The organism is Magnetospirillum moscoviense, from assembly GCF_001650635.1.
Taxonomy (GTDB): Bacteria; Pseudomonadota; Alphaproteobacteria; order Rhodospirillales; family Magnetospirillaceae; genus Magnetospirillum; species Magnetospirillum moscoviense.
Window position 1 is genome coordinate 23613 of the sequence record NZ_LWQU01000129.1, and the last position, 24681, is coordinate 48293.

Sequence of the window (24681 nt, forward strand, 5' to 3'; positions counted from 1 at the left end):
CCCTCACGGCTTGCCCCCGTGGATAAAACGCGGCCGCTCCCAAATCGAAGACAGCCCGACGCCACCCCACTGCATGCTCGAGGTTTATAGCGTCATCGACCGCACGTAGCGTAATCCCCCCCTTGCTCGTTCGCAGGTGGCGATCAGGGCTCGAAATCCAGCGCCTGGGTGCCGCGCAGCTCGGTCTGGCTGATCACCCGGTTGCGCCCCTCGCGCTTGGCCATGTAAAGCGCCTCGTCGGCGCGGTGGACAAAGGCGCCCAGGCTTTCGCCGAATTCGTATTCGGCCACGCCGATCGACAAGGTCACCTGGCCCAGCACCTGATTGGTGCGCCGGTTCAGCACCTTGCGGCTGGCGACGTTGCGGCGGATGGTGTCGGCCACGGCGATCGCCTCAATCAGGCGGGTGCCCGGCAGGATCACCGCGAATTCCTCGCCGCCATAACGGGCGGCGGTGTCCTTGCCCTTGACGCTGTCCTGGATGGTGCGGGCCACCAGCTTCAGCACCTGATCGCCCAGCATGTGGCCGTGGCTGTCGTTGAATTGCTTGAAGAAATCGATGTCGATCATCAAGAGCGACAGGAACGAACGATCCTCCTCGCCCTCCAGCGCCGCTTCGCGCAGGGCGACGTCGAACAGCTTGCGGTTGGCCAGGCCGGTCAGGGCGTCGGTGGTGGCCTCGCGCTTCAACTGGTCCAGATCCTCGCGCAGGCGGGCGATCTCGCCCGACGAGTTTTCCAGCCGTTCCTCGAGCTGGCGGTTGACCTCGATCATCGACTTGGTCTCGTCCAGGATGCCGCGGATCAGGTCGCCCAGATCGTTAGGGGCGGGATCGCGATTCAATTCGCCCGAGAAGCTGACCAGCGCCTCGCCATATTGCGCCGCCCCCTGGTTGGCGGTGGACAGATAGGCCAGCACCTGGGCGACGGCGTTCTCGATGCGCTGGCCGACGGCGCGCAATTCCGCCTCGTGCTGGCTGGTGCCGAAGAAGCGTTCATAGAGATCGGCGCAGACATCGTCCGAGAATTTCTGCCCGGCCCGCAGCACCCCGTTGATCGCCTTGGTCAATTCGGGGTCGCGGTCGGCCACGAAGGCGTACCAGATGATGAAATTGTTGGGATGCGCCGGCACACCGTGCCGATCCATCATGCCCAGGGCGGCCCGGGCACAATGAGCGGCGACTTCGATCGGATCGGAGAACTTGAACACACCTGCCTCGATCTCAGTGACATGGCTTCAGTGACATTGGCCGAGCGACCCCTCGGCGCAGATCTTGATCCCATCGACCCACCGCGCACCCGACAGATCGGCATGCAGGAAGTCGGCCCCGGCCAGCTTGGCCCCGGTCAAATTCGCCCCCTTCAGCGAGGCGCGGAAGAACCGCGTCCGCCGCAGGTCGGCATCCACCAGCGACGCGCCTTCAAGGTCGGTCTTGGTGAAGTCGGCCTCGATGAAGACGCCGCCGTCAAGCCGCGCGGCGCGCATCTCGGCGCTGGTGAAGCGAGCGCGGTAGGCATCGACCTGGGAAAGATCGGCGCCATCCAGGTTGGCGCGCTGGAAACTGGTCTCGCGCAGTCGAGAACCCGCCAGCTTTTCCTTGGCCAAATCACGCCCATCCATGAAGCAGCGCTGCCAATCGACCCGCGCGTCGGCGGGCGCCGTGCAGTCGGCCGCCAACGCCGCCATGGGGGCAAGAAACACCAGCATGAAAATGCCGAAACGCATATCCAAGATTTACCCCTCCCCGCTGCCGGTGTCCAAGCGTAATTTTGGTTGAACCGGAGACATCGGCAACAGTTTACCCCGGCCCGCCATCGGCTTACCATTGTCGACCGATCCCCCCATCAAACGCGGAGCGAATCATGGGCAAGAGCAAGGCGGAACTGACGCTGGACGACGCCGAACGGCTGTGGCTGGCCGGCGAGGCGCAGCGAGCCGCCGAAGCCTTCCGCCGCGCCCGCCTGCAGGCCCACGAAGAGGGCGACCATTCCTGCGAGGGACAGGCTTTGCTGCAATTGGGCGATCTCGAAGCCGAGACCGGCATGCATTCCCACGCCCGAGAGACCTATGCCGAGGCCCGCGCGGTGCTGTCGGCGGCAGGCGATGGACGCGGCCAGGCCGGTGCCCTGGTCCGCCTGGGCGCGCTGGCCTGGCGCGAGGGCCACGAGGCCGAAGCCCGGCAATTCTATCAATCGGCCGGCGAGATGTTCGACGCGGCCTGCGACAAGTCGGGCCAGGCCCATGTCGCCAAGCGGCTGGGGCACCTTGAACGAGACCTGGGCCGCCATGATCGCGCCCTGGATCATTACACAAGCGCCCTGACCCTGTACCGTCAGGCCCACGACACCTTGGGCCAGGCCAACGGATTGCGGGCGGTGGCGGCCTTGCAGCGCCGCCTGGGTCATGCCGACCTGGCGCGCCAATCCTTCAGCGAAGCGGTCGAGCTTTACCGCGAGGCCGGCGACGCCCTGGGTGAGGCGGCGGCCCTGCGCGGCGTCGGCCATGTCGCCACCGACATGGGCGACCTGGATGGCGCCAAGGAGGCGCTGAACGCCTCCCGTCACCTTTACGCCGCCATCGGCGCCCTGCGGACCGAGGCCGAAACCCTGGTGGAATATGCCCGGCTGATCGCGCCGACCCAGTCGGCACCGGCCCGGCGCCACCTGATCCACGCCGCCACCTTGTTTCGCCGCCTGGGCGACGAAACCAAGGCGGCCGAGGTGGAAGCGCTGATCTGATCCCTGCCGCTTAGCGCGCCGCCACTTTCACCGCCTGGTCGCTCAGGCGCTCGGCCTTCAGCTGGTCGGCGATCAGGAAGGCCAGCTCAAGGGCCTGGTTGGCGTTCAGGCGCGGGTCGCAATGGGTGTGGTAGCGATCGCCCAGCCGGGCCTCGGTCACCGCCTTGCTGCCGCCGACGCATTCGGTGACGTCCTGGCCGGTCATCTCGAAATGGACGCCGCCGGCATGGGTGCCTTCCGCCTTGTGCACGGCGAAGAAGGCGCGGACCTCGGCCAGGATGCGGTCGAACTCGCGGGTCTTGTAGCCGGTGCTGGCCTTGACGGTATTGGCGTGCATCGGGTCGCACGACCACACCACCGAACGGCCCTCGCGGGTGACGTGGCGGACCAGGGCCGGCAGCTTTTCCTCGATCTTCTCGGCGCCCATGCGGGTGATGACGGTGATGCGGCCGGGCTCGTTGGCGGGGTTCAAGGTATCGATCAGGCGCAGCAGGTCGTCGCCCGACATGCCGGGGCCGGCCTTGAAGCCGATGGGATTCTTGACGCCCCTGAGGAATTCGACATGGCCAGCATCCAGCTGGCGGGTGCGCTCGCCGATCCACAGCATGTGGGCCGAACAATCGTACCAGTCGCCCGAAGTCGAATCGATGCGGGTCAGCGCCTGCTCGTAGGGCAGCAGCAGCGCCTCGTGGCTGGTGAAGAACTCGGTCTCGCGAATCTGGGGAGTGGTCTCGCTGGTCATGCCGCAGGCGCCCATGAAGGCCAGCGTCTCGGACAGGCGGTTGGCCATTTCCTCGTACAGCTTGCCCTGCAGGCTGCCGGCGACGCAGCCCAGCGTCCACTGATGCACCTTGTGCAGGTCGGCATAGCCGCCCTGGGCGAAGGCCCGCAACAGGTTCAGCGTGGCGGCCGACTGGTTGTAGGCGCGGACCATGCGGTCGGGATCGGGGATGCGGGCCTCGGGGGTGAACTCGATGCCGTTGATGATGTCGCCGCGATAGCTGGGCAGGGTCACGCCGTCGATGGTTTCGTTGTCGGCCGAGCGCGGCTTGGCGAACTGGCCGGCCATGCGGCCGACCTTGACCACCGGCATGGCGGCGCCATAGGTCAGCACCACCGCCATCTGCAGCATGACGCGGAAGGTGTCGCGGATGTTGTTGGCGCGGAATTCGGCGAAGCTTTCGGCGCAATCGCCGCCTTGCAGCAGGAAGGCCTTGCCGTCGGCGACATTGGCCAACGACGCCTTCAGGCGCCGGGCCTCACCGGCGAACACCAGCGGCGGAAAGGTGGCCAGCGCCTCTTCGGTCTGGGCCAGCTTGGCCTGGTCCGGATAGGTCGGAACCTGGTGCAAGGTCTTGCTCCGCCAGGTGTCGGGAGTCCACACGTCCGCCATGTCATCCTCGAAAATCAGCCAGTGCCATCTCGCAATCGCGAGAGGCGAAGGCAGTTGATATACGACGGCGCAAGCCCGATTTCCAGCGTGACGACGCAAGCCGGCGATATCACAATACAATCAGCATGGAAAGTGGGGCCGCGATGACCATCGACGAGGAACGCAAGGATCACTGGCAGAAGGTGTGGTCCACCAAGCAGGCCGACGAGGTCAGCTGGTTCCAGCCCGAGCCGACCCTGTCCATGGAGCTGATCGAGCGCCAGGCCTTACGCAAGGATGCCGGCATCATCGATATCGGCGGCGGCGCCTCGCTGCTGGTCGATCGGCTGATCGAGCGCGGCTGGCACCATGTGGCGGTGCTGGACATTTCCCAGGCGGCGCTGGATCAGGCGGCGGAACGATTGGGGCCGGCCGGCGACGACGTCACCTGGATCGAGGCCGACATCCTGGAATGGCGGCCGGTGCCCGGCCTGTTCGAGCTGTGGCACGACCGGGCGGTGTTCCACTTCCTGACCCGGCCCGAGGACCAGAAGGCCTATCGTCGCATCCTGATGACCGCTTTGGTGCCCGGCGGCACGGTGATCCTGGCCACCTTCGCCCCCGACGGGCCGGAAAAATGCAGCGGCTTGCCCGTGGCCCGCCACGACATCGAATCCCTGGCCCGCGTGCTGGGAGCGGATTTCGAGCTGATCGAAACCCGCCGCGAGGACCACGTCACGCCCTCCGGCAAGACCCAATCCTTCACCTGGGGGGTGTTCCGGCGGGTGTGAGCGGAAGCGATGCCGGTGCGGCCGGAAACGACTTGGCCTTGATATCGATCCGGTGAACGCGTACCCTCCCTGGAAAGGAAGTTCCTTACCACCATGGACCAACCATGATCACCAGCAAACTGACCAGCAAGGCGCAGACTACCATCCCGCAAGCGGTGCGGGCCGCGCTGCACCTGAAGGAAGGTGACGAACTCGTCTATGTGATCGAGGATGGCCGGGTTGTTCTGACGCGGGCGCCATCGCCCCCCAACGAGGACCCGTTCGCCACCTTCGGTGAATGGTCGTCGGAAGCGGACCGGCGCGCCTATGCCGGCCTTTAACGCCTGGGACATCGTCAAAGTTCCGTTTCCCTACACCGATCGGCCGGTTCGGCAGCGTCGTCCGGCCTTGGTCGTCGCCGCCAACGACATTCAACGCTGCCACGGTTTGCTATGGGTCTTGATGATCACCAGTGCTGAAAACCGGAGCTGGCCAGGGGATGTGGAAATCATCGACCTTCTCGGCGCCGGCCTGCCGGCCCCATCGGTGGTCCGCACCGCCAAGATCGCCGTGATCGAAGCCAAGGACGCCGAACGGATCGGCCGTCTGGAAAGCGAATCGCAAATGCGGGTCCGTCAAATGGTAACGGCCGAATTGGCGCTTTGACCCCTACCCCTTGCGCAAATCCCTCACCCGCACCGCCTTGCCCTGACTGCGCGGCAATTCGCCCGGCAGGCGCACCAGCACCTCGCACGAGACGCCGATCATCGACTTGATGTGGTGACGGACCTGGTGGGCCAGCAGGTGGCGGGCCTCTTCCGTCGCGTTCTCGACCGCCTCGGCCTCGACGGTCAGATGGTCCATCGAGCCCTGGCGCGACACCACCAACTGGTAATGCGGCGCGATGCCGGGGAAACCGACCAGCACCGATTCGATCTGGCTGGGATAGACGTTGACGCCGCGGATGATCAGCATGTCGTCGTTCCTGCCCGTCACCCGCAGGATACGGACATGGCTGCGCCCGCACGAACAGGGCTCGTCGGTCAGCCGGGTGATGTCGCGGGTGCGGTAGCGGATCATCGGCAGGCCTTCCTTGGCCAGCGTGGTAATGACCAGCTCGCCCGCCTCGCCCATCGGCACCGGCTCCAGCGTGTCGGGATCGACCACCTCGAACAGGAAGGCATCCTCCCAGCCGTGCAGGCCGACGCGGGCCGAGCATTCGATCGCCACCCCCGGCCCCATGATCTCGGACAGGCCGTACATGTCGGCGGCCTTGATGCCAAGGCGCCGATCCAGCTCGGCCCGCATGGTCTCGCTCCACGGCTCGGCGCCGAACACGCCGACCCGCAAGGGGCCGTTCGCCAGGTCGATGCCCATCTGCTCGGCCATTTCCACCAGGTTCAGCGCATAGGACGGCGTCGCCGCCAGCACGGTGGCGCCGAAATCCTGGATCAGCGCGATCTGGCGCTCGGTCTGGCCGCCCGACATCGGGGTGACGGTGGCGCCCAGCGCCTCGACGCCGTAATGGAAGCCCAGGCCGCCGGTGAACAGCCCATAGCCATAGGAATTGTGGACCATGTCGCCCGGACGGACCCCGGCGGCGGCCAGCGAGCGGGCCATCAGGCCCGACCAGGTGGCGATGTCGGCCTTGGTATAGCCGACCACGGTGGGCTTGCCGGTGGTGCCCGAGCTGGCATGCAGGCGCACCAATTGCTCACGCGGGACGGCGAACAGGCCGAACGGATAATTGTCGCGCAGGTCGGTCTTGACGGTGAACGGGAAGCGGCGCAGATCGGCCAGGCTGGTCAGATCGTCGGGCGTCACCCCGGCCATGGCGAAGGCCCGGCGGTAATGGGGCACGTTGGCATAGGCGCGGGCCAGGGTGACCTTCAGGCGATCCAGTTGCAGGGCGCGAAGGCTGGGGCGGTCCAGGCGCTCGATCTCGGGCGCGAACATGAAGGAATCGGTCATCGGTCCGGTGGCCTGACAGGAAACGGGGGACCGGACAATAGCCCGATCCCCCGATTGTTCAAAAGCCCTAATCCCGAGCCTTGATGGCATCCGCCGCGAAGCGGGCCTCGACATAGAGGGCCAGGGCCCGGGTGCCCCTCGAGCAATTGCGGAAGATGCACACGCCCTGGTCCATCAGCCGGCCGGCCATGGCATCGTAAAGCGGTCCGCCATCGATGATGCCGATCAGCGGCTTGGCGTTCCTGGCCACCACCGCCGGCATCAAAGCGACGCTGCTTTTGGGATTGTTGATGTCGATGCCGGGCCGCAACTTGCTGTCTTCCAGCGCCATCACCGACGGCGCCGTCGGGTCCATGCCCAGCACCACCGCATCGATGCCGTCATCGGCCAGGAAGGCCTCGGCGATGGCCAGGTGGGCCTCGTCGTCGGCGCCGGGATTGATGTCGATGGGGTTCCTGATCTCGACCAGGGCGTCCAGCTTCTTGGTCACCAGGATGTCCTGGACCTGGGCCATGGTGGCCGGGGCCAACTGGCCGGCCTGCAGGCTGGCGGTCTCGGTGACCATGGAATCGGCGATGCCGACCGCCTCGAAGCCGGCGCCCGAAATGCCGCCGACGCGGTTGCCGCAGATGTCCTTATGGTGCAGGCAGCCGGCGACATAAAACAGATCGTCGAACAGGTCGGGGTCGCAGGCGACCATGGCGCCGGCATGGCGCACCACCTGCTCGAACAGCACCGGGTCGCCCGCCACCGAGGCGGTATGGCCCATCACCCCCTTGGCCCCGGCCTCAGTGCGGCCGGACTTGTAGACCACCACCTGCTTGCCCGACGTCACCGCCGCCCGCACGGCACGGATGAAGTCCAGCCCGTCGCCGTCCTTGAAGCCCTCGACATAGATGCCGATGGTCTCGAGCTCGGGCCGGGCGGCGAAATAGGTCAGCATGTCGCCGTGGGTCAGGTCGGTCTGGTTGCCCAGGGCCAGCATGGTGGCCGGGTCCAGCCACGGATTGCGGCTGAGCCGGGTGATCATGAAGGCACCGCTTTGGCTGAGCAGCACCGAATTGCGTTGCGGCTTCTTGGCGGGCTTGGGCAGGCGTTCGAGCGGGATGAACCACGAATCGTAGCCGCCGGCATGGGACACCACGCCCAGGCAATTGGCGCCCAGAAAGATCGGACCGCCGCCGGGATTGCCATGGGCGGCATTGATCTTCGCCGCCAGGGCGGCGGCCGGCTCGCGGCTGGCCTGGGTCTCCCCCAGGGAACCGGGGATCAGCATCACCGAATGAACCATGTCGGTGGCGATGATCTCGTCGACCAGGTCATAGACGGCACCGGCGGCGACGGCGACGATCAAAAGGTCCAGCTTGTCCGGCAGGGCGGCCAGGCTGTCGATGCAGGCAATTCCGTCGATTTCGGTCTCGCCCGGCTTGATCACCAGCAGCTGGTCCTTGGGATAGCCGCTGCCCATCAGGTTCTTCAAGATGATGCGGCCGAAATTCATGCCGGTCGCCGACACCCCGATAATGCCGATGCGGCCGGGATGGATCAGTTTGTCGATCTTGGCGATCGGCCGGGGCAGGCGCTTGGGCGCTGGCTGGCCCAAACGGCAGCGGGCGGCGCCGACCGCGGGCTTATCCCCGATCCGCACCGGGTCCAGCACCAGCTCGGCCAGCACTTGGTCGGCGGCCAGGGCGTTGCCCAGCGCCACCAGCCGGCCGAACAGCAAGGCCAGCACGGGATCGGGGGAAACCCGGCTGGCCGCCGCCAGGCGCCGATAGGCGAAGGTGCGGCTAAAGCGGGCCAGGAAGTCGGCGCCGTCGGTCAGTTCGGTGCTGGCATGGACGATGGCGCTGTCCTTGCGGAAATGGCCGTCGGCCAAGGCGAAGTCGGCTCCGCCCACGCCGGCGCTGATCACCATGCCGAACTCGCGGGTGTTGGTCAGCCCGACGCGGATATCGACCGCTGCGCCCGCCTCACCCTGGGCCAGGCCCAGCCCGTCCAGCAGCAGGCCGATCTCGGCCGCATCCAGTTCCGTCCGGCCGGCCGCAGCCGCCCGCCCGATCGCCGCGACGGCGTCGGCCACCCGAAAGTTCGTCATGATCGCTTCCTTTCGCGCGGCGCCTACAGTGCCTTCAGCTTCTCGGCCTTGGCGGCAAGGCGGCCCTTGGTCTGGGCGACATTGACGACAAAGCGCTTGTGCACGCCCTTGGCGATGTTGTCGAGATTGTCCCGCGCGGTGAACGAGAAGGTCACCGCCGGCCCCTTCACTTCCTCGATGGTCACGGTCAGATCGACCCATTGGCCCAGCAAGGTCGGCGCCATGTGATCCACTTCGACACGGGTGCCGACCGAATCTTCGCCGTCATCGGAATGGGCCAGCAGCAGCTCGCGGCTGGTGATCTCCATGTCGTAGATCAGGGCCGGGGTGCTGTAGACGCGGGCTTCCTCGCCCATGAAACCGATGGTGCGGGCGGCATCGACGGTCCAGCGGCAGGTATGGGTCAGGCCGGCGGCCAGGGTGCTCATCATGGTGGTTTCCTCTCCGGGGCTGGATCGGCTTCTGATACACGGGCGATATCGTCCGATCCTGATTGTGTATCGCATTCTAGTACCGGAATACCGATTTACGCAAGCCCCGTGACGCCACCATGAAAAAGCCCCCCGGTCCATCGGGCCGGGCGGCTTGGACCAACGGGCTCTCACGCCGAGCGTTTGCTGGCCGAGGCCAAGGCCAAGGCCATTTGCCGATCGTCGTTGGCGAAATGGTGGCGGGTCCATTTGGCCAGGAAGTCGAACAATTCGGAGGTGGCATTGGCCTTGCCGTCCTCGATGGCCCGCCTGGCCTGGACCAAGCTATCGACGAAGCGCCGGTGATTGGCCTGATGCGACCCAAGTTCGCCGTAGCCGGCCTTGGTCATCTGCGCCTCTTCCTCGGCGAAGTGGGCCTTCATCTCTTCCAGCAGCCCCGGCAACATCCGGGCAATTCCCTTGCCGCCTTGACCGGTCATCATGTCGCCATACAGCGCGTTGATCTTGGACAGATAGGCCTGATGATGGCTGTCGATGGCGGCGATGCCGGTCGCGAAGTCGGGCTGCCACGCCACCAGGGCCATGCCTTCCTTGTCGGAACGGACCTGATCCAGGAAGCGCTTGACCTCGCCTTGAAGGTACTCGGCCTGCTCGGACAACTCGCTGGCCGACATGCGGATCTGTTCTGCCGCCCCGCCGGTATCGTTGGCGGCCTGTTCGACCGACCCGATATTGGCCGACACTTCCTGGGTCCCGGACGCCGCCTGTTCGACGTTGCGGGCGATTTCGTCGGTGGCCGCCGTCTGCTCCTGCACCGCCGAGGCCACCGTGGTCGAGATCTCGTTGACCTCGCGGATAACCTTGGAAATGCTGTCGATGGCCTTGACCGCTTCCTGGGTGCCTTGCTGCACCGCATGGATGTGGGCGGTGATTTCTTCCGTTGCCTTGGCGGTCTGGCTGGCCAGGCCCTTGACCTCGCCGGCCACCACCGCGAAGCCCTTGCCGGCATCGCCGGCACGCGCCGCTTCAATGGTGGCATTCAGCGCCAACATGTTGGTCTGGCCGGCGATGGCGTTGATCAGCTGCACGATCTGGCCGATCTTGCCGACGGCGGTGGACAAATTTTCCACCATGGCGGTGGTGTGCCTGGCTTCCTCGTCGGCCTTGGCGGCCACTTGCAGCGACCGCTCGACCTGATGCGAGATTTCATTGATGGACGCCGCCAATTCCTCGGTCGCCGAGGCCACCGTCTGGACATTGGCCGACGCCTGCTGGGCCGAAGCGGCAACGGTGGTAGCCTGATGACTGGTCTCGGTGGCGGTCGCCGCCATCTGGCTGGCCGAGGCCTGCAATTCCGTCACCGCGCCGGTCACCGTCTGCACCACTTTACCGACGCTGGATTCGAACGAATCGGCCATATGGTTCATGGCGGCGCGGCGATCGGCCTCGGCCTGGCGCTTTTGCTCCTCTTGCTCAGCCTCCAGCTGACGGACGCGGACCAACTGGTTCTTGAAATGATCGACCGATTTGGCCATGGCGCCGATTTCATCGCCACGATCGGCGAAGGGAACCTCGACCGACAGGTTGTTGGCGGCCAACTGGCCCATCACCCCGGTCATCGACTTGATCGGCCGGGAAATCAACCGGGCGATCACCACCGCCACGACAACGGTAATCACCGCGGCCAGCAAACCGATCAAGCCCACCGCCCGCTTAAGGGCAAGCACCTCGGCGAAGGCCTCGGCCTCATCCACTTCGGCGATAACCGCCCAACTGGTCGCCCCGACCGTGACCGGCGCATAGGACGACAAGACCGGATTGCCGTTGTAATCGATGATCAACGCCGTCCCGGCACGGCCGGCCAGCGCCTCGCGCGACGCGTCGGTGACGACGGCGCCCTTGGTCGGATTGGCGAAGGAAGCCTTGACCGAGTGACCGGCCGGGTCCAGGAACGAATCCGACCGCATCAGTTTGTCCTGGCCGACCAGATAGGTCTCGCCGGTCTGCCCCATGCCGTTGCGTTCCTGCATGATCGAGTTGATCGCGTCCAACGACAGCTGCAACGCGACGATACCGACAACCTTGCCCCCCTCCTTGACCGGCGCGGCGACGAAGGCCGCCGGCTCGTTGTTCGAGGCCGCATAGGGGGCGAAATCACTGATCGCGGCCTTGCCGCTTTTCATCACCTCACGGACCAGCTGTCCCATGTTGCTTTGGGCGTAGGGGCCGGTCAGGAAGTTGGTTTGATAGTCGGGTTCCTTGGCCACGGTGAAGAAGGCTTGCCCGCCGGGTTCGATCAGGAACAGGTCGTAATAGCCATAGGCCTTGACGTAATCGGCCAGGAACGCTTCCTTCGCCGGCGTCAGCGCCGTCGGCTGGGTGTAGCCGCCATTGGCGGCGATCAGCGACAGGACCTCGATATCGCCCAGCCGTTCCTGGAAGTAGCGCGAGATCTGCCCGCTCTTGATAGAGCGAACGGCGTCCAGCTTCTCGAACGATTGCTGGTTCAAGGCGGTGTTGGCTTTCTGTACGGCAATCACGCCGACAACCAGCAGCGGGATCACACCGATCAGCAGGAAGGCGATGAGGATTTTCCGAGCGAGACTCATATTCGGCATCGGCCTACGTCCTTCCTTGATTCACCAGATGACCTCAAAATATCGGGTCTTTGCCCTAGCACTACTTTGGCATATTTTTAGCTACGGGCGGGTTTTTGGGGTTCCCAAGAGCAAGTTTGCGTGATTCATAAGAGGTCGGCTTATGGAGGGCCGATCAATGGACGTGGACTGGCAAGGCGATCTCGACCGTTGGCTTGCGCCGTTTGTTGCGGCGCTACGGCACAAGACGCGGGCGCGGATGTGCCCGCTCTATGTCGCGGGCTTGATTGGTCCCGGAGACCGCAAGAGCGTTCAGCCGATGGCGGCGCGCGCCGGCGAGGTCGGCTACGATCAGCTTCATCATTTCGTCGCTGCGGGTGTTTGGGACAGTGCTCCCCTGGAGGCTGTTCTGCTGAAAGAGGCGGATGGCTTGGTCGGCGATGAGGCGGGGTTTCTGGTCATTGATGACACGGCACAGCCCAAGAAGGGACGTCACTCGGTTGGCGTAGCACCTCAATATGCCTCGTCGCTCGGGAAGACTGCCAACTGTCAGTCGCTGGTCTCGGTCACGTTGGCGTCGCGCGAGGTGCCGGTGATGGTGGGCCTGCGGCTATTCCTGCCGGAGAGCTGGACGGATGACCCTGAGCGCATGGCGCGGGCCGGTGTGCCGAAGGATAGACACAATGCTCTGACAAAGCCGGAGATTGCGATCGAGGAGATCGACCGGGTCATCGCCTCCGGCGCGCGTTTCGGCTGTGTGCTTGCCGATGCAGGGTACGGATCCAGCGGACCATTCCGTCAGGCTCTAAGCGAGCGCGGTCTGATGTGGGCGGTGGGTCTGTCACGACGCCAGACCGTCTACCCCGCCGACGTTGACCTGATCTTTCCCGTCGCGAAGACTGGAAAGCCTCGCAAATACCATATTCCCAATCAGCCCCCGGTCTCTGCCGAAGCGTTGCTGGCCACAGCAAAATGGCAGAAGGTCAGTTGGCGGCGGGGCACCAAAGGTCGGCTGACATGTCTCTTCGCGGCCCGCCGTGTCCGCGTTGCGGATGGCCATAAGCACCGGATGCTCGATAACCGTATGCAGTGCATGCCGGGCGATGAGGTGTGGCTCGTCGGCGAGCGGCGGTCGACCGGGGAGCAAAAATACTATGTGTCGAATCTGCCGACCGATACCTCCATCAAGACGCTCGCTGCCACGATCAAGGCCAGGTGGGTCTGTGAACAGGCCCATCAGCAGCTCAAGGAAGAACTTGGGCTCGACCACTTTGAAGGTAGATCCTGGACGGGATTACACCGACACGCACTGATGACGATGATCGCCTACGCCTTCCTTCAATCCCGCCGTCTCAAGGCAGCGGGGCGGAAAAAAAAGAGTCTCGGCCCCCCCGCCACAACCAAGCTTGCCGGCCATAAGGCAAGCGATCCTCGACCTCTTCATGCGACATCCACCCCGACGATGTCCCCACTGTGACAGGCTCCTTGCGGATGCAGCGGAGCCTAAAGTGCCAAAGTAGTGCTAGAACCATAAACCTAATCCGAAAGATTGCTACCACCCCGCAGTTGATTGGCATTGAAAACGAAAGCCCCCCGGCCCATCGGGCCGGGGGGCTTTGTTCGCAAGGGTGATCAGGCGACCTTCTTGCCGGTCAGGGCCAAGGCCATGTCGTGGTCATCGTGGGCGAAATGCTCGCGGGTCCAAGTGGCCAGGAAGTCAAACAAGGCGGTGGAGGCGCCGTCACGCCCCTCCTCGATGGCCCGTTTGCCATTGGTGAACCCATCGACGAAGCGGCGGTGATTGGCCTGGTGCTGCGCCAGCTTGGCATAGCCGGCCTTGGTCATCTGCGCCTCTTCCTCGGCGAAGTGGGATTTCATCATGTCCAGCATGGTCGGCAGCAATTTGACGATTCCCTTGCCGCCGTCGCCGGTCATCATGTCGGCGAACAGCGAGTTCAGCTGGTCGAGATAGGCGCGATGGTGGCTGTCGATGACCGAGATGCCGGTTTCGTATTCCGGCAGCCAGGCCATCAGCTTCATCTCGTCCTTGTCCGAGCGGACCTGATCGAGGAAGCGGGTAACCTCGCCGCGCAGATATTCCGCCTGTTCGGACAATTCGGTCGCCGACATGCGAATCTGCTCGGCGGCACCACCGGTATCGTTGGCGGCCTGTTCGACCGAGCCGATATTGGCCGACACTTCCTGGGTACCCGACGCCGCCTGCTCGACATTGCGGGCGATTTCGTCGGTGGCCGCCGTCTGTTCCTGCACCGCCGAGGCCACCGTGGTCGAGATCTCGTTGACCTCGCGGATGACCTTGGAAATGCTGTCGATGGCCTTGACCGCCTCCTGAGTGCCTTGTTGCACCGCCTGGATGTGGGCGGTGATTTCTTCCGTCGCCTTGGCGGTCTGGCTGGCCAGGCCCTTGACCTCGCCGGCCACCACCGCGAAGCCCTTGCCGGCATCGCCGGCACGCGCCGCTTCAATGGTGGCATTCAGCGCCAACATGTTGGTCTGGCCGGCGATGGCGTTGATCAGCTGCACGATCTGGCCGATCTTGCCGACGGCGGTGGACAAATTTTCCACCATGGCGGTGGTGTGCCTGGCTTCCTCGTCGGCCTTGGCGGCCACTTGCAGCGACCGCTCGACCTGATGCGAGATTTCATTGATGGACGCCGCCAATTCCTCGGTCGCCGAGGCCACCGTCTGGACATTGGCCGACGCCTGCTGGGCCGAAGCGGCAACGGTGGTAGCCTGATGACTGGTCTCGGTGGCGGTCGCCGCCATCTGGCTGGCCGAGGCCTGCAATTCCGTCACCGCGCCGGTCACCGTCTGCACCACCTTGCCGACACTGGATTCGAACGCGTCGGCCATGTGGTTCATGGCGGCGCGGCGATCGGCCTCGGCCTGGCGTTTTTGTTCCTCTTGCTCCGCTTCCAACTGACGGACACGGACCATTTGCGCCTTAAAGTGATCGACCGATTTGGCCATCTCGCCGATTTCGTCGCCCCGGTCGGCATAAGGAACATCGACCGACAGGTTGTTGGCGGCCAACTGACCCATCACCCCGGTCATGGCGTTGACCGGATTGACGATCGAGCGGGCGATCAGGAAGGCGGCGGCGATGCCGGACACCAGGGCAACCAGCACCACGACCATCGACACGGCGTTCTGGCGGGCGAGAACGCTGACGGTTTCCTCGTACAGCGTCTCGAGATAATGCATCTGGGATTCACGGGTTTCCTGGCCCAGTTGCCCGAATTCCTCGGCGACCTTGGCCATGGTTACGTTGACCAGCTTGTTGCGCTCGAGAATCGCCTCGGCGGTCTGTTTGAAAACGGCTTCGTACTCGACGACGGCCTTGGCCGCCTCGCTGATCTTGCTCCGCTGGGTCGCGTTTCGCGCAACCGTCATCGCCTGGTTCGCGCGCGCGGACGCTTCCTCACCCAGCTGATCGACTTCCTTCATCAATTCCGGGTCGGGTTCCGACAGGAACTTGACCGCGTTCAGGCGCATCAAGACCAGTTGTTCCTGGGTCTTGCCGACCAAGGCGGCGACATCGTGCTCGCCCCGGGCCAACGCCTCGTCGATCACCGAGGACAGCTGCTTGCGCGCCTCGGCGCCGCGGGGATTGAGAACGTTATGGACCAATTCGTCGCGCTTGTTACGCAAGACCAACAGCTTGTCGAAATCCCCCGCATATTCGTCGAGCAGCTTGAGCATGCGTTCAAGGTTCGCCTTGCGGCCGGGATCTGACGTCGCGGCGATCGCCTTGGGCAATTCGGCCCGCAGAGACGGAACCAGCTTCTTGGCGGCTTCCTCGAATCTGTCCGCGCCGGTGTAGGTGAATCCCACGACGTTTCGGCGCATGTGGGCGACGTCGCGTTCGATGCCCGAGACTCGCAGGGCGTTCTCGGCCACGGAGGCGTATCGTTTGGAATCGCTGGCGACTTCGCTTCCGCCAATGATCGCGAGACCACCAACAATCAAAAGAAGAAGCAGAGTAAGGGAAAAGCCACCCCAGATTCTCGCCTTGACCGAAATATTGCCAGCAAGTCCCATTCTAGCCCCCTATCGACCTCATTCTTTCGACTTATTTCACGCCCCCCACTCGCCGTTCGTATTATTAGTAACGCACAGAACGGCATACTTTTCCACCGAAAATTGCCGGAAACGACAGAGCTTATCGGGGTAAGCCGGGGATGCATAGTCAGCACCAGGCTTTATCCCGGAAGTATAAATTCAGGGTAGAATTTTGCGGCACTTGAACGATATTATTTGCCACTTTGATTTCAGCCCGAGGCGAAGCGATGAGCACCGACGACCAGAACAAGATCCGCCAATTAGCCCATCAGATCTGGGAAGATGAGGGCCGCCCCGAGGGCCGGGAGGACGAGCACTGGTTTCGCGCCGAAGAGATGGTGGCCGCCGCCAGGGCGACCAAGGCCTCACCTAAGGCCAAAACCCCTGCCAAGGCGAAGGCGCCGGCCAAGCCAAAGGCACCGGCCAAGAAGAAGGCCTAAGGGGCAGCGGCTGGCCCCCGTCAGATCAGGTCAGCCCGCCCATGCACAGATACTTGACCTCGAGGAATTCCTCGATCCCGTACTTCGACCCTTCGCGGCCGATGCCGGATTCCTTGACGCCGCCGAAGGGAGCGACCTCGGTCGAGATGATGCCCTCGTTGATGCCGACGATGCCGTATTCCAGCGCTTCCGCCACCCGCCAGCAGCGGCCGATGTCGCGCGAATAGAAATAGGCGGCCAGGCCGAATTCGGTGTCGTTGGCCATCTGGATGGCCTGGGCCTCGGTTTCGAAGCGAAACAGCGGCGCCACCGGCCCGAAGGTCTCCTCGCGCGCCACCAGCATGGAATGCGTGATGTCGGTCAGAATGGTCGGCTGGAAGAAGGTGCCGCCCAAGGCATGGCGGCCGCCGCCCAGCATCACCTTCGCCCCCTTGGCGATGGCGTCGGCGATGTGGCGTTCGACCTTCTCCACCGCTGCCTGGTTGATCAGCGGCCCCTGGTGGGTCTCGCCCTCCAGACCGGCGCCGACCACCATCTTGCCCACCGCCAGGGCCAGCTTGGCGGCGAAGGAATCGTAGATTCCGGCCTGGACCAGGATGCGGTTGGCGCACACGCAGGTCTGGCCGGTATTGCGGTATTTCGAGGCCATGGCGCCGGCCACCGCCGCGTCCAGATCGGCGTCGTCGAAGACGATGAAGGGGGCGTTGCCGCCCAGTTCGAAGCTGACCTTCTTCATGGTGTCGGCGCATTGCTTCATCAGCAGCTTGCCGACCTCGGTCGAGCCGGTGAAGGACAGCTTGCGCACGATCGGGTTGGCCGTCAGCTCGGCGCCGACCGCGACGTAATCGGCGGTGGGCAAAACGTTCAGCACGCCGGCGGGAAAGCCCGCCCGCACCGCCAGTTCGGCCAGGGCCAGCGCCGACAGCGGCGTGTCCTCGGCCGGCTTGACCACTACCGTACAGCCGGCAGCCAGGGCCGGGGCGCATTTGCGGGTGATCATGGCGATGGGAAAGTTCCACGGCGTGATCGCCGCCACCACGCCGATCGGTTCCTTGGTCACCACGATGCGCCGGCCGGGCGCGGTCGCCGGGATGACGTCGCCATACACCCGCTTGGCCTCTTCGGCATACCATTCGACGAAGGCGGCGCCGTAGACCACCTCGCCCTTGGCCTCGGCCAGCGGCTTGCCCTGTTCGGCGGTCATCAGCAGGGCCAAGTCATCGGCGTTGGCGATGATCAGATCGAACCACCGCTTCAAGATGGCGGCACGGTCCTTGGCGGTCATGGCCCGCCACGCCGGAAGAGCCGCGTTGGCCGCTTCGATGGCGCGCCGCGTCTCGGCCTGACCGACCGAGGCCACCCGCACGATCACCGAGCCGTCGGCCGGATTGGTCACCGCCAGGCTGGCCCCGGAATCGGCATGAATCCATTGGCCGTTCACATGGGCGTGGTGGCGCAGCAGCTTGATGTCGGCAAGGTTCAGCATGGCGATCTTTCCGGTTTGGCGAGACATTCGGCGCCCTCCAGATATACTCGGGGCCGACCAGAACCGCAAAGGCCAAGCCATGAAAGCATGCCGCTCGACTTATGTTCCCGTGATGGGCCACGACATCCATGTGCTGGAATGGGGCGATCCCACCCTGCCGCCCCTGGTGATGTGGCACGGACTGGTCCGTAACGCCCGCGACTTCGACGTGGCGGCGGCCCATTTCGCCGACCGTTTCCGGGTGATCTGCCCCGACACCATCGGCCGCGGCCTGTCGTCATGGTCGACCAATCCCGATACCGATTACACCCTGCCGGCCTATTGCCTGCATGCCTTGGGCCTGCTGGACGCCCTGGGGGTCGAGACCTGCGCCTGGGTCGGCACCTCGATGGGCGGGCTGATGGGCATGGGCCTGGCCGGCACCGAGCCGGGCAAGGCCCGCATCACCCGCCTGGTCGTCAACGATGCCGGCCCGCAGTTGAACGAGGCGGCCATCGAGCGCATCCGCGCCTATGCCGGCATGGTGCCGGAATTTTCCACCATGGCCGAGTTCGAGGGATTCTTGCGGCTGATCTATGCCCCGTTCGGCGCTCTTTCGGACGCCGAGTGGCGCAAGATGGCAGAAACGTCGGTGCGTCGACGCGATTCGGGCAAGCTGTCCAGCCATTACGACCCCCAGCTGATGCGGGTGTTCGCCGAACAATACACGCCGTTGGACATGTGGCCGATCTATGACGCCATCACCTGCCCGACCCTGCTGCTGCGGGGCGAAAGCTCGGACCTGCTGCTGGCCGAGATTGCGGCGGCGATGACCACGCGCGGGCCGAAGGCCGGCCTGATCACCGTTCCCGGCTGCGGCCACGCGCCTTACCTTAATACGCCGGAGCAACTGGCGGTGCTGGATGGGTTCCTGAATTAGCTTTCGGGGAAAAGTCCCTCGCTTCGCTCGGTGTACTTTTCCCCGAGGATTTGAACGGAGAAAAATAGGCTTGGGGCGGCCCTGCGCCTATTTTTCACTTGTTTCAGCGGCACCGCCGAGGCGGGCGTCGCCCGCCTCGGCGGTGCGAGAAAACTCGAACCCGCGCGGAAAGCTTGCTTGAGCACGGGTTTTCCCTATTCAACCGGAGAAAAGTACACCGAGGCGAAGCCGAGGGACTTTTCCCCGAACTCACCCTCAGCCGCCCGGCCAATAGACGGAATCCTCGCCCATCAGCAAGGCGGTGGCATCGCCGGTGGTGCCGCCGTGCGGCATCTTGTCGGACCCGATCATCTTCTTGACGCTGTCCATCACCGAACCGACCGACGGCGCCGCCATCTCGGTGATGTTGCTGTCGGAATCGGCGGCCGGTTCCTCGATCTCGTCGTCGGCGGACAGGTCGTCCTCGGTCTTGCGGCGCAGGTGGTAGACCGTCTGCTTGCCGAAATCCTTGGCCAGACTGAGAACACCCACATATTCCGAGATGAACTTCTCGACGAATTCCTCGCCGTTATTGACCGCCTCGGACCGCAAGGCCGATTGCTCGGCGGTCAGCACCGCGACGAATTGCTGGGTGGCATAGACGTGACCGATCACCGTCACCGGCTCCAGCCGGGCGGCGCGGTTGATGTGGCTGCCGTAGAAATTGGGATTGCCGCGGATCGGGTCGATCGCCTCGAACACCGGGCCGGCATGCAGGGATATGCGCAGGTTCAGCGGATTGGGCAGCTTGTCGATCATCTCGGTGCCCAGGCGGCTCACCACCTCTTGCAGGGTCATGGCGTATTCGGCCATCGGCGTGGCCTTGTCCATCACCACGAAGATGGCGTCGCCCCAGGTATTGATCGATTTGGGCTCGATGCCGCATTCCGACACCCCGGCCTTGACGCGCTCCAGGAATTCCAGGAAGGCGGGAATATGCTCTTCCTTCAGCTTGGAATAGCCGGCGATGTCGCAAAACATCATCGAGCGGATGACGCGGCCCTGGCCTTCTTCCTCGTCGCCGCCGAAATCCAGGTCGGGCATGGCCGGACCGTCCTCGCCGATCAGTTCGGGATGCATCTGCAACAGGCCGTCGAGATCGATGATGCGCAGCCGCGAGATGTCTTCCCACTGATCGATGAAATCGCCGGCGCCGCCGACCAGAGAGCCGGGCATCATGTCCCACACCGCCAGCAGGTAAGGCGTGGTGTGCAGGAAGGCGGCCCGAAGCGTCGACAGCCCGTGCAGGCACTGGTTGGCGAAGCGGTACAGCATCTCGTGGCCGAGGAACCGCTCTTCCGTGGCATAGGTCACCGAGGCGGCCAGCTTCAACGCGTTCTTGAAGCGCATTTCCCAGCGCGGCCCGCCATAGCGGACATTCTCGGCGATGAAATCGTCGTGGGCGAACGGCATCACCACGTTGACCTCGGCGCCGCGCTCCAGCATCGCCTCGATGAACAACAGATCCGACCCGCACGAGGCCATGGAATAGCCGACCTGGGCGTCCAGCTCGTCCAGCCGGGTGGCGATCTCGGCCCGCACCGAGGCTTCCAGCGCCGGCGGGAAATGCGGCCCCGACCCCGGCCGGTCCAGCGGATGGCCGGTGAACACCACCACCGTCGGCGGCTTGATGATGTCGGTCAATTCGTCGGGAATCTCGATGCCGCCGCGCTTCAACAGCTCGATCTGCTGCAGCGAGCGGACGATACGGCTGTAATGGACGCCTTCCAGCGACTTGGCCCACTGGAAGGTGCCGATCGCCGCGGCGCCGTCGCCCAACAGCAATTGCGCCTGTCCCAGGGTGGCGAGGATGCGGTAGCGGTCATCGACGGTCGATTCCGGCGGGGTCTCGGCCCCGGCCAGCAGGTCGTGCACCTGGCCGGCCAGGGCGCGGGCCTGGGCATGATCCTTCAGCAGCACAGACATCACGGCTGCGTCGATGCCGTCGCGCGGGTTGCCGCCGGCGGCGAAGGCGCGCAGGAACATCTCGCGGCAATGTTCCAGGTCGCGACGCTGGCCCGATGACAGCCACGCCTCGCGGAAGACGCGGGCCAGCGAGTTGTAGACGTCGGCGTCGGCATCGGCCACCAGCTTCTTGCCGCGCACCAGCTCGATCGCCTCGGCCAGTTCGGCCACCGCCCCCAGCGCCTGGTTGTGATCGGCATTGTCCAAATTGACGATGGCGCTTTTCAGGCTGGCCTGCAGCCGGCGGAACGGGCCTTCGTCGATCAGGATGGCATCCAGCACCGGAGCCAGCAGGCGCCTCGCCTCGTCGACCGCGCCGGTCTGCGACAAGGCGATGGCGCCGAAGATGATCAGCTTGAAATTGCCGGGGAAGAAGCGAAGACCGTCGCGGCAGACATCGTGGGCAAGAAAGTTCTGCCCCTCTTCCAACAGCCCCCGCGCCGTGTTTTCCCATTCCGCCTGGGTTCGTGGCGCCGGCCCGCTCGAGACGGTGGCGGTGGTGCTTTCAGCCATGTCGCCGTTCTTTCAACATTGCTCCCCTCCTGGTTTTTACCATGCATTGCGGGGCGCCGCGAGCGGTTCGGCGCGCCCTAACCATCCGGGGGTGTCCACCATCAAAAAAGTCAATGTGACCAATACGCTAAACGAATTTTCAAATCCCTTGTATCGCCGATTGACGAGGCCATGTAGCTAATAATACCGTGTTTGACGATTCTCACTTTCCGGCCTCGAAGAGGGCGACGCCATGAGTGACCTTTATCCACCCGAGTTTCGCGTCGATCCCGAGCTGCCGGCCACCACCGATTTCACGGTGACGTCGGTCGATGGACGGGTCGGAATGGGGGTCCGCACCAACAAGGCGTTTACCCGGGGCGTCCGGGTCGCCAAGTTCACCGGACAATTGTCGTCGAAAATCCTGCAGCACACGCTGCAGGTGACCCCCGACATGCACCTGCATGATCCGTGGTTCGTCGGCCTGTTCACCCATTCCTGCGCGCCCAATTGCGTATTGGACATGCAGCGCCTGGAAATCTGGGCTCTGACCGACATCGGATCGGGCGAGCTGTTGACCATCGACTATTCGATGACCGAGGACGTGCTGCACCGCCAGTTCGCCTGCGGTTGCGGTTCGGCCCATTGCCGGCGCTGGATCACCGGCCGGCGCGAGGGCCCCAACGAGACCGGCCGCGCCTATCTGGCCGGGCTTGAATCGAAGAAGATCAAGCGCATGGTGGCCCGCCAGCCGCGGCGGGGCACCCGGTGATCGGTCGCTTCGGTTCGGTCGCCCAACTGATCGCCCAGGAAAGTCCCGAAACCCCGGTTCACCTGCTCAGGCCCCACCGACTGGCGGCAGTGGCCCGCCAGTTCCTGGCCGGATTTCCCGGCACCGTGCTTTATGCCGTCAAGTGCAACGCCCATCCGCTGGTGCTGGAAACCCTGGCGGCGGAAGGCATCACCCATTTCGACGTCGCCTCGGCGATGGAAATCCGCCGTGTCAGGGAAAGCGTGCCGGGCGGAGTGATGTACTATCACCACCCGGCCAAAAGCCCGTCCCAGATCGCGCTGGCCCGCGACATGGGCGTCGGCTTCTACGCCGTCGATTGCATCGCCGAGCTGGAAAAGATCGCCGCCATCGCAGGCTTGGACTGGGTGCCGATGGTCCGCCTGGCCATCCCCAAGGGCACCGGTGCGGTCTATGACCTGTCGACCAAATTCGGCGCCACCCCCGATGTGTTCGTGGCGACGCTGCAACGCGCCGCCCAATTGGGCCTGAAGCCCGGCATCACCTTCCATGTCGGCTCGCAATGCCTGGACCCGGAAGCCTTCCGGCTGGGCATCAAGCTTGCGTGCGAGTGCATCGATCAAGCCGGGGTGGCCATCGAGCTGATGGATATCGGCGGCGGCTTCCCCGCCTATTACCGCACCACCGACGCGCCGCCGCTGGCCACCTTCTTCGCCGTCATCGAGGATGCCCGCCAGCGCCTGGCCGCACCGCGCGGCATCCGCCTGGCCTGCGAGCCGGGCCGCGGCCTGGTGGCGGAAGGCGGCTCGCTGCTGACCCGGGTCAACCTGAGAAAGCCGGATTCGGTCTATCTGAACGACGGCATCTTCGGCGGCCTGACCGAGGTCTATTGGGGCAAGGACGATCTCGCCCTGCCCTATCGGGTGATGGATTCCGCTGGCCGCCCCCGGCTGGGTCCATTGGCCGCCTTCACCGCCTATGGCCCGACCTGCGACGGCAACGATAAATTGCCCTATGCGCTGGAGCTGCCGGCCGACATCGCCGATGGCGATTACATCGAGTTCAACCTGATCGGTGCCTATGGCCGCGAAATGGCGGCCCGCTATAACGGCATGAGTTCCGAGGCGGTGGCGGTGATCGAGGCCGATTTCGCCGGCCATCACCAGCCAGAACCGTGAGCCGCCCGCCCGCCATCGTCATCGGCGCCGGCCCGGCCGGCTTGATGGCGGCAGAGATGATGGCCCGGCACAGCCTGACGGTATCGGTCTACGATTGGATGCCCAGCCCGGGGCGCAAGCTGATGCGGGCCGGCATCGGCGGGCTGAACCTGACCCATTCCGAGCCAGCCGCTGACTTCCTGACCCGTTACGGCAGCGCCGCTGGCTGGCTGGCGCCGATGCTGGCCCAATTCGGCCCCGACCAACTGCGAGTTTGGGCCGCCGAGTTGGGCATCGACACCTTCGTCGGCAGTTCGGGCCGGGTGTTTCCCGTCGGCATGAAGGCGGCACCGCTGCTGCGGGCCTGGCTGCGCCGGCTGCAAGGATTGGGGGTGTCCTTCCAACCGCGCCATCGCTGGCTGGGCTGGAATTCAGACGGCACCTTGCGCTTCGACGCGGCCCCCTCGGTCGCCAGCGCCGTCACCGTGCTGGCGCTGGGTGGTGCCAGTTGGCCGCGCCTGGGGTCCGATGGCGGCTGGACCGACATCCTGGCCGCGCGCGGGGTGGCGATCTCGCCGTTTTGCCCCAGCAATTGCGGCTTCGAGGTGGGGTGGAGCGACTTCTTCAAGGACCGCTTCGCCGGCACCCCCATCAAGCCGGCCGGGCTGAGCTTCCAGGGCCGCAGCTTGAAAGGCGAATTCATGATCACCCGCCACGGCATCGAGGGCGGCGCCATCTATGCCCTGTCGGCCGCCTTGCGCGACGCCATCCAGGCGGACGGCCAGGCGGTGCTGACCATCGACCTCAAGCCCGATTGGAGCCTGGAACGCCTGACCCAAGCCCTGGACAGCCCGCGCGGCAGCCGCTCGCTCGCCACCCATCTGGACAAGGTGGCGCGGCTGAAGGGGGCGCAGGTGGCCCTGCTGCGCGAGGGCGTGCGCGAGCTTCCCACCGAAACAGCCCGCTTAGCGGCACGCATCAAGGCGGTGCCGCTGACCCTGACCGCGCCGCGCCCGCTGGCCGAGGCCATCAGCACCGCCGGCGGCATCGGATTGGAGCAAGTGGATGATGGCTTGATGCTGAAGGCGCTGCCGGGCGTGTTCGTGGCCGGCGAGATGCTGGACTGGGAAGCCCCGACCGGCGGCTACCTGCTGACCGCGTGCCTGGCCCAGGGCCGGTGGGCGGGACTGGCGGCGGCCCAATTCCTTAGCCGGTTCTAAGCACCGCCGCATCCAAGCGGGTGAGATCGGGAATATCGACGACGTTGCCGTGAAGGCGTAACAAACCTTCTTGCTCGATTGAACGAAACCGCTGGCGCGGTATTGGAGCCTGATGTGACGTCGAAGGCTCCCGTCTGACAGGGTTGGTTTCCC

At 64.9% G+C, this 24681-nt stretch carries 19 protein-coding genes and 1 pseudogene; 10 read left to right on the top strand and 10 right to left on the bottom strand.

Annotation, left to right across the window (positions count from 1 at the left end; translation table 11 throughout):
- Positions 1 to 143 precede the first annotated feature (143 nt).
- Positions 144 to 1208, bottom strand: a complete 1065-nt coding sequence (locus tag A6A05_RS08060) for a GGDEF domain-containing protein (RefSeq protein WP_245644230.1) — start codon at positions 1206 to 1208, stop codon at positions 144 to 146.
- A gap of 27 nt (positions 1209 to 1235) precedes the next feature.
- Positions 1236 to 1724, bottom strand: a complete 489-nt coding sequence (locus A6A05_RS08065) for a pentapeptide repeat-containing protein (protein ID WP_068499234.1) — start codon at positions 1722 to 1724, stop codon at positions 1236 to 1238.
- 137 nt (positions 1725 to 1861) lie between these two features.
- Between A6A05_RS08065 and A6A05_RS08070 the strand changes: the two genes are divergently transcribed.
- The gene (locus A6A05_RS08070) at positions 1862 to 2737 is read left to right on the top strand and encodes a tetratricopeptide repeat protein (protein ID WP_068499236.1); all 876 of its coding nucleotides are present in this window, start codon (positions 1862 to 1864) and stop codon (positions 2735 to 2737) included.
- A 10-nt stretch (positions 2738 to 2747) separates the two neighbouring features.
- Here A6A05_RS08070 and A6A05_RS08075 read toward each other — a convergent pair whose 3' ends face one another.
- Positions 2748 to 4130, bottom strand: a complete 1383-nt coding sequence (locus A6A05_RS08075; RefSeq protein ID WP_068499237.1) for a class II 3-deoxy-7-phosphoheptulonate synthase — start codon at positions 4128 to 4130, stop codon at positions 2748 to 2750.
- A 143-nt stretch (positions 4131 to 4273) separates the two neighbouring features.
- On the opposite strand from A6A05_RS08075, the gene A6A05_RS08080 reads away from it, so the two are divergent.
- From A6A05_RS08080 to A6A05_RS08090, 3 genes are all read left to right on the top strand, one after another.
- Positions 4274 to 4900, top strand: a complete 627-nt coding sequence (locus tag A6A05_RS08080; RefSeq protein WP_068499240.1) for a class I SAM-dependent methyltransferase — start codon at positions 4274 to 4276, stop codon at positions 4898 to 4900.
- A gap of 104 nt (positions 4901 to 5004) precedes the next feature.
- The gene (locus A6A05_RS08085) at positions 5005 to 5220 is read left to right on the top strand and encodes an AbrB/MazE/SpoVT family DNA-binding domain-containing protein (protein WP_068499243.1); all 216 of its coding nucleotides are present in this window, start codon (positions 5005 to 5007) and stop codon (positions 5218 to 5220) included.
- Entirely contained in the window at positions 5207 to 5545 is a 339-nt protein-coding gene (locus tag A6A05_RS08090) for a type II toxin-antitoxin system PemK/MazF family toxin (protein ID WP_068499244.1), read from the top strand. Before A6A05_RS08085 ends, A6A05_RS08090 begins: the two co-directional genes overlap by 14 nt.
- A gap of 3 nt (positions 5546 to 5548) precedes the next feature.
- Here A6A05_RS08090 and A6A05_RS08095 read toward each other — a convergent pair whose 3' ends face one another.
- The 4 genes from A6A05_RS08095 to A6A05_RS08110 all read right to left on the bottom strand — a co-directional run bounded on the left by A6A05_RS08095 (position 5549) and on the right by A6A05_RS08110 (position 11997).
- Complete coding sequence (locus A6A05_RS08095) at positions 5549 to 6850, bottom strand: phenylacetate--CoA ligase (protein WP_068499246.1); 1302 nt, start codon at positions 6848 to 6850, stop codon at positions 5549 to 5551.
- Positions 6851 to 6917: 67 nt separating this feature from the next.
- Entirely contained in the window at positions 6918 to 8948 is a 2031-nt protein-coding gene (locus A6A05_RS08100; protein ID WP_068499248.1) for a CoA-binding protein, read from the bottom strand.
- Between the two features lie 23 nt (positions 8949 to 8971).
- The gene (locus A6A05_RS08105) at positions 8972 to 9379 is read right to left on the bottom strand and encodes a thioesterase family protein (RefSeq protein ID WP_068499250.1); all 408 of its coding nucleotides are present in this window, start codon (positions 9377 to 9379) and stop codon (positions 8972 to 8974) included.
- Between the two features lie 170 nt (positions 9380 to 9549).
- Positions 9550 to 11997, bottom strand: a complete 2448-nt coding sequence (locus tag A6A05_RS08110; RefSeq protein ID WP_082910799.1) for a bacteriohemerythrin — start codon at positions 11995 to 11997, stop codon at positions 9550 to 9552.
- Between the two features lie 120 nt (positions 11998 to 12117).
- On the opposite strand from A6A05_RS08110, the pseudogene A6A05_RS08115 reads away from it, so the two are divergent.
- Positions 12118 to 13453 (top strand): annotated as a pseudogene (locus A6A05_RS08115) (IS701 family transposase).
- A gap of 155 nt (positions 13454 to 13608) precedes the next feature.
- Here the strand turns inward: A6A05_RS08115 and A6A05_RS08120 are convergent.
- Positions 13609 to 15897 carry a bacteriohemerythrin gene (locus A6A05_RS08120; RefSeq protein ID WP_245644231.1) on the bottom strand — a complete coding sequence of 763 codons (2289 nt, stop codon included), beginning with the start codon at positions 15895 to 15897 and terminating at the stop codon, positions 13609 to 13611.
- A 389-nt stretch (positions 15898 to 16286) separates the two neighbouring features.
- Here A6A05_RS08120 and A6A05_RS08125 point away from each other — a divergent pair, with 389 nt between their 5' ends.
- Entirely contained in the window at positions 16287 to 16499 is a 213-nt protein-coding gene (locus A6A05_RS08125) for a DUF2934 domain-containing protein (protein ID WP_068499256.1), read from the top strand.
- A gap of 25 nt (positions 16500 to 16524) precedes the next feature.
- Here A6A05_RS08125 and A6A05_RS08130 read toward each other — a convergent pair whose 3' ends face one another.
- A complete protein-coding gene (locus tag A6A05_RS08130; protein WP_156520956.1) occupies positions 16525 to 17985 on the bottom strand; it encodes an NAD-dependent succinate-semialdehyde dehydrogenase in 1461 nt (486 codons plus the stop codon).
- Between the two features lie 79 nt (positions 17986 to 18064).
- Between A6A05_RS08130 and A6A05_RS08135 the strand changes: the two genes are divergently transcribed.
- Positions 18065 to 18904 (top strand): alpha/beta fold hydrolase, encoded by an 840-nt coding sequence (locus A6A05_RS08135; RefSeq protein WP_068499257.1) that lies wholly within the window; start codon positions 18065 to 18067, stop codon positions 18902 to 18904.
- A 255-nt stretch (positions 18905 to 19159) separates the two neighbouring features.
- Here A6A05_RS08135 and A6A05_RS08140 read toward each other — a convergent pair whose 3' ends face one another.
- A complete protein-coding gene (locus tag A6A05_RS08140) occupies positions 19160 to 21421 on the bottom strand; it encodes an adenylate/guanylate cyclase domain-containing protein (RefSeq protein WP_068499259.1) in 2262 nt (753 codons plus the stop codon).
- Positions 21422 to 21653: 232 nt separating this feature from the next.
- Here A6A05_RS08140 and A6A05_RS08145 point away from each other — a divergent pair, with 232 nt between their 5' ends.
- The 3 genes from A6A05_RS08145 to A6A05_RS08155 are packed head-to-tail and all read left to right on the top strand — an operon-like array spanning position 21654 to position 24528.
- Entirely contained in the window at positions 21654 to 22172 is a 519-nt protein-coding gene (locus A6A05_RS08145) for an SET domain-containing protein-lysine N-methyltransferase (protein WP_068499261.1), read from the top strand.
- Positions 22169 to 23329 (top strand): type III PLP-dependent enzyme, encoded by a 1161-nt coding sequence (locus tag A6A05_RS08150; RefSeq protein ID WP_068499263.1) that lies wholly within the window; start codon positions 22169 to 22171, stop codon positions 23327 to 23329. Before A6A05_RS08145 ends, A6A05_RS08150 begins: the two co-directional genes overlap by 4 nt.
- Positions 23326 to 24528, top strand: a complete 1203-nt coding sequence (locus A6A05_RS08155) for a TIGR03862 family flavoprotein (RefSeq protein ID WP_068499265.1) — start codon at positions 23326 to 23328, stop codon at positions 24526 to 24528. Before A6A05_RS08150 ends, A6A05_RS08155 begins: the two co-directional genes overlap by 4 nt.
- The last annotated feature ends 153 nt before the right edge of the window (positions 24529 to 24681 follow it).